Raw genomic sequence first — 655 nt, forward strand, 5'->3', positions numbered from 1 at the left:
GCAATTAATTATACACTTTGTTGGCAAATCGTTTATTATTCTAAAAAAGTTTCTGTTTTTTTATTTCACTAACAATTCTATGATCTTTTGGTAAACAATCAATCAATTCTGATGGGATTACTCTATCGGTTTCAGGAATCTTTTTATACCATTCTAAAACTTCTTGAAAGTATTTTTCTCCAATTTTTTCATTTCCAAGTTTATATTCACAATAACCAATTTGTTCGATCAATTTTATATATCTCCAAATTGGTAATTCCTTTATTTTTTCTCTATCGACTTTGTTATAATTTTCTAGTGCTAATTCAAACTGATTTAGGTCTTGATAGCAATGAGCTAAATATAATTGAGGGAAAACATTATTTACGTCCAATTCAATTGCTTTTTTGAAATTGAGAATGGATTCTTTAATATTCACTTTCCAGTCATCCGATTCGTAGTTTAAAAGCCCAAGCAAGTGGTAGCAATCAGAGTCTTTTTCATTGTAGTCAGCTAACATTGATTTGATTTCAATACGCAATTTATCTTTTTTAGCATTCTGTTCGGCTAAAATGAATTCATCATATTTTTCAAATATTTTCTTTCGGATATCCACTTTTCTCTAATGTTTGCCAACGTATTTGTGTATGATTTTTTGTGGGAAAGGACGCGAGTC

Annotated in this window: 1 protein-coding gene; it reads right to left on the reverse strand. The window is 29.2% G+C overall.

Annotated features, from left to right (window positions below; translation table 11 throughout):
- Nucleotides 1-40 precede the first annotated feature (40 nt).
- Nucleotides 41-595, reverse strand: coding sequence for a tetratricopeptide repeat protein (locus ACOSP6_RS00360; protein WP_422092673.1), 555 nt, complete (start codon nt 593-595; stop codon nt 41-43).
- Nucleotides 596-655: the final 60 nt, after the last annotated feature.

It is taken from the genome of Tenacibaculum sp. MEBiC06402 (genome assembly GCF_049239625.1).
Classification (GTDB): domain Bacteria; phylum Bacteroidota; class Bacteroidia; order Flavobacteriales; family Flavobacteriaceae; genus Polaribacter.